The following is a 3,738-nucleotide window of genomic DNA, read 5'->3' on the forward strand; positions in this document are numbered from 1 at the left end:
GCCGCCGTCTTGATGCTCTCCTTATCGGAGCGCACCTTGATCTGGGTAACTGCCTCCACATTGACAGCCACCCCTTGCGACGTATAGAGATCCTGAGCCGGGGCTACATCGAATGACATCAATTCAAGAGGAAACTCCTGAGCGCGACTAATCAGAGGAAAGACGAACTTTGCGCCGCCGGTGATGACATCAGTACCTCCGGCGCCGTAGATAATCAAGGCCCGGTTAGGTCCCACCTTGCGTAGCATGCTGGCCCACAAAGCGATAGCGATAATGACCAGCACTACAAGCAGCAAGACGCCGCCGACAACCAGCCCGAGAACGCCATTGAACATGACAGTCACTCCTTACTCACAACGTTAGCATTTTCTGCAAGTCAAAGCAGGTCTTTGCCGGTAAGCAACTCGGAACGACCGTTTCCATCCTGATCCTGAAGGAGCATGCGCAACTGCTCCAATTCTGCGTCAGTTGGCGTATGCCGCGACTGCTGTCCTGGCTCGCCTTCGAAGAACCGTTCCCAGGTCTCCACCTCAGCGATCCCGCGCTCGTAGTTAAGAATAATCACCTCCTGTCCGCGTTCGATCGGGCGACCATCGACGCTACGAGCTGGCACACTCTTATGCAAACCGCCAGGTGAGACATAGATGACCTCGCCGACGCTATTCTGCCGGATTGGCAAACTGACCTTACCGATCAGACCTGTGCGATCCGAGACATCTTGAATAGTCTCCGCCTCACTATCGCCGAAAATGCGGAACAGCAGGGCCAAGACCAGTCCCGCCAGCAGCAAGCCTGCGAAGAGGGCAAGCAATAGAGAGAAAAGGACATCCAGGTGAGTAGCGTTATGGAAGATGTAGCCGAAGAAGCCGAATCCCAGGAGGAAGAAAATCACAGTCCAGGGATTGACCAAAGCCAGGAGATGGGATAACCATGCAGAGGAAGGGCCTTGAGAGAGCTGGCTCTGCCCATGAGGGGAGGCCCCATGTGTCCCAGCTCCAAGCCCATGAGAGACAGGAGCAACGTGACCGACATGGCCAGTGCCGGTGTCCACAGAGACACTGGAGGCCGACGGGCCAAGATGGGCATGGGGCAGATGCAAATGTTGAGCAAGGCCATGCAGGCCATCAGCTACATGGGGGCCAGTGCCGCTGGCATGGTGAGCTAGGCCATGTCCCAAGCTCCCCAGCAGCGACGAAATGACCAAGAAAAAGGTCCCGAACAAGAAGCAACCGATAAAGACCAGCGAAAGCGGATCAGTGGCAATGAGCATAAACCCGGCTCCTTTGCTGCTGCTGGTGCGCACACGCCCCGGCTCGCACGAGAGCCCCGTTGCGCACTCTACCTGACAGATCCACTGTGTATAGACGCTTCACCTCTGCAGGCTTACAACGCCATGACCCTTTTCCTGTTGCGCTACCGCCCAGCGGCGAGGGGTAGACTTGGCCTCACGGCGGTGGCGGCGTGCTCACCCAAGCTGATCGGCTCGACTAAGGTGCTAGTTCTCGCTCTGCCGCGCTCGAGCCAGGTGCTGTCAACCTCTGCACAATCTGCTCTAGCTCGGAAAGAGGCAGCGCCAGTAGCTCACTGAGCAGTGCCAGATAGCGACGTGGGTCCGTTGTACGCGCCAGGGCAGCGAAAAAGCCAGCAATCTCCGGCTCCGCCCGCCACTCTTCTGCGCTGGCTTCCAGCCAGGTAGCAAGGCGATCGCTCTCTTCAGCCACATCTGTCAGCAGATCAGTACTGAAGTCCGGGGGATCACTGACCAGATAACCCGGATGCACCTTGAAGAAGCGCGCCAGTAAGTCACGTGTAGAAGCCGTCAGATGGACCCGCTTCCCGCTCTCTAGTTGCGACAGATAGGCCTGGCTAATGGTCTCACCGAGCTCCTTCTCCATAGCCGTGACGACTTCTGTCTGTGTCATAGGCCGGTTGAGGCCGCGTAACTCTCCTTCCACCTTCCGTAAATGCCTGAGCTTCTCAGCGAGATCCATAGTGCCTCACATAGCTACTTGTTAAATAATCTCTTTCTACTATAGCGATCTGTTATCAGCGTGTCAAGTAAAGAAGAGAGCAAGCCATCAACTCACTTCCCCCTGACCAGGGGTTGGCTCATCTAGCCAAATAAATAGATTGATTGAAAGGTAAGTCATCAGCCGTGACGCGTCGGCCTTGCCTTCCGCTGCGCTCATCCTATAGCAGGCTGCTCAGCCCCTCGGTAAGGAGCCACAGGCCCAAAGCCATCAGCAGCAAAGCGCTCAGAAACAGCACCCAGCGATAAACAGGACCCTGGAGCCAGTGGCGGCTGCGGTTCACAATGCCAGCGATACCCAGCTTCGTGCCGACCAGACAAGCGTAGAAGCTGAGCAGAAGCAAAGCAGGCCCGGCAGCCCCCTGCTCCTCATAGTTGCGGATCAGCAACTGAGCTCCCACTGTGCCCCAGAAAAGATAAGGATGGGGGTTCAGAGCGTTCGTCACAACAGCGCGCCAAAGCACAGGGCCCCTCGCGTGGCCAGTAGAGGCTGAGGATGGAAGTGTCTGAGAAGAGAAAGACGTGTGACCATAGCGATAGGCAGTCAGAGCCGTCTCGCAGCCTAGGTAGAGCACAAAGAGACCACCGGCCACCGCCAGCCAGCCCAGGGCACTGATCGGCAACTGGCTGATCAACAGCACTGCCAGCAGAATAATCGGTAGATCGGTCAACAGCGGTGCCAGCGCGACCAGATTGCCAGCCCGCCAGCCATGTTGCAGCGTCTGCGTGATCACCAGGCCGAGCATTGGACCTGGACTGATACCGGCGGTGAAGCCGTAAGAGATGCCCAGGAAGAGAGCGGTTAACATTAGCGGCTCGGTAACACTTGTTTGGTACGCCTGCCATTCAGCTCTGACTGACTTGGGAGCATCTAGCGAGCTGAAGGAGGGCAGCCGGGCTAGTTACTGACCAAGCTTCTCTTTGAGGAAACGTACAGCCAGAGGCCAGGCCTCAGCGGCGGCCTTCTCATTTCCCATGCCGTGCATGGGGTTCAGGAACGCGTGGCCCGCATCGTAGACCTTGACCGTGATATCCTTGCCGGCCTCTTTGTAGACCCGCTCAACCTTCTCGACCTGTTCCATAGGGATGCTATCGTCGTAGCGACCATAGATTGCCAGGATAGGAGCCGTTACCCGGGCCACATTCTCCGGCTGAGGATCATAGCCGCCTGCGTAGAAAGGCACAGCTGCAGCCAGATCGGTATAGCGCTCAGCCACTGTATAGGTCAGGAGGCCGCCAACGCAGAAACCAATGAGGCCAAGCTTTTTCGGCTCCACATTGGGCATCGCCTTCAAGGTTTCCAGCGCTCCGATGATCTCTTTGACGGCGCGATCCATCTTTTCGCGGATCATCGTCATCATCATCTTGAGGGCATCATTTGGCTCAGTGGCGATTTTGCCATGATAGAGATCGGGCACGGCCACAATGAAACCCTCGGTTGCCAGCTTTTGCGCCAGATCCTGAATGTGCGGCTCAATGCCCCACCATTCTTGGATCATCACGATACCGGGGTGCTTCAAGTCGTCATCTGGCTGAGCTAGGAAGGCATAGGCGCCGTTGCCATTAACTTTGAGGTCTACCAGCGAGGTACGTATGACTGCCATAGCTCCGACTCCTTCATCAGAAGTAGGTAGAAAATAGGATGCTTCTGGCCCGCAATCATCTCTGCGGTGTGCGCTGCAGGCAGGACCACCCTTATAATTATATAC

Annotated in this window: 5 protein-coding genes; all 5 read right to left on the reverse strand. The window is 56.6% G+C overall.

Going from position 1 to position 3,738, the window contains the following annotated elements; translation table 11 throughout:
• Nucleotides 1-335 (reverse strand): SPFH domain-containing protein (locus IRZ24_RS17955; protein ID WP_297167322.1); only part of this gene is annotated, 335 nt, incomplete at its 3' end.
• A gap of 41 nt (nt 336-376) precedes the next feature.
• Nucleotides 377-1,270, reverse strand: coding sequence for a hypothetical protein (locus tag IRZ24_RS17960; RefSeq protein WP_297167325.1), 894 nt, complete (start codon nt 1,268-1,270; stop codon nt 377-379).
• A 217-nt stretch (nt 1,271-1,487) separates the two neighbouring features.
• Nucleotides 1,488-1,895, reverse strand: coding sequence for a helix-turn-helix transcriptional regulator (locus IRZ24_RS17965; protein ID WP_297167327.1), 408 nt, complete (start codon nt 1,893-1,895; stop codon nt 1,488-1,490).
• 295 nt (nt 1,896-2,190) lie between these two features.
• Nucleotides 2,191-2,838: a LysE family transporter gene (locus IRZ24_RS17970; protein WP_297167330.1), complete on the reverse strand. Its 648-nt coding sequence runs from the start codon at nt 2,836-2,838 to the stop codon at nt 2,191-2,193.
• A 93-nt stretch (nt 2,839-2,931) separates the two neighbouring features.
• Nucleotides 2,932-3,633, reverse strand: coding sequence for a dienelactone hydrolase family protein (locus tag IRZ24_RS17975; RefSeq protein WP_297167333.1), 702 nt, complete (start codon nt 3,631-3,633; stop codon nt 2,932-2,934).
• Nucleotides 3,634-3,738 lie beyond the last annotated feature (105 nt).

It is taken from the genome of Thermogemmatispora sp. (assembly GCF_019683755.1).
Taxonomy (GTDB): Bacteria; Chloroflexota; Ktedonobacteria; order Ktedonobacterales; family Ktedonobacteraceae; genus Thermogemmatispora.

Coding starts and splice junctions, on each gene's coding strand:
- IRZ24_RS17970 (WP_297167330.1), bottom strand. CDS start 2,838: ATGTTAACCGCTCTCTTCCTGGGCATCTCTTACGGCTTCACCGCCGGT.
- IRZ24_RS17975 (WP_297167333.1), bottom strand. CDS start 3,633: ATGGCAGTCATACGTACCTCGCTGGTAGACCTCAAAGTTAATGGCAAC.
- IRZ24_RS17960 (WP_297167325.1), bottom strand. CDS start 1,270: ATGCTCATTGCCACTGATCCGCTTTCGCTGGTCTTTATCGGTTGCTTC.
- IRZ24_RS17965 (WP_297167327.1), bottom strand. CDS start 1,895: ATGGAGAAGGAGCTCGGTGAGACCATTAGCCAGGCCTATCTGTCGCAA.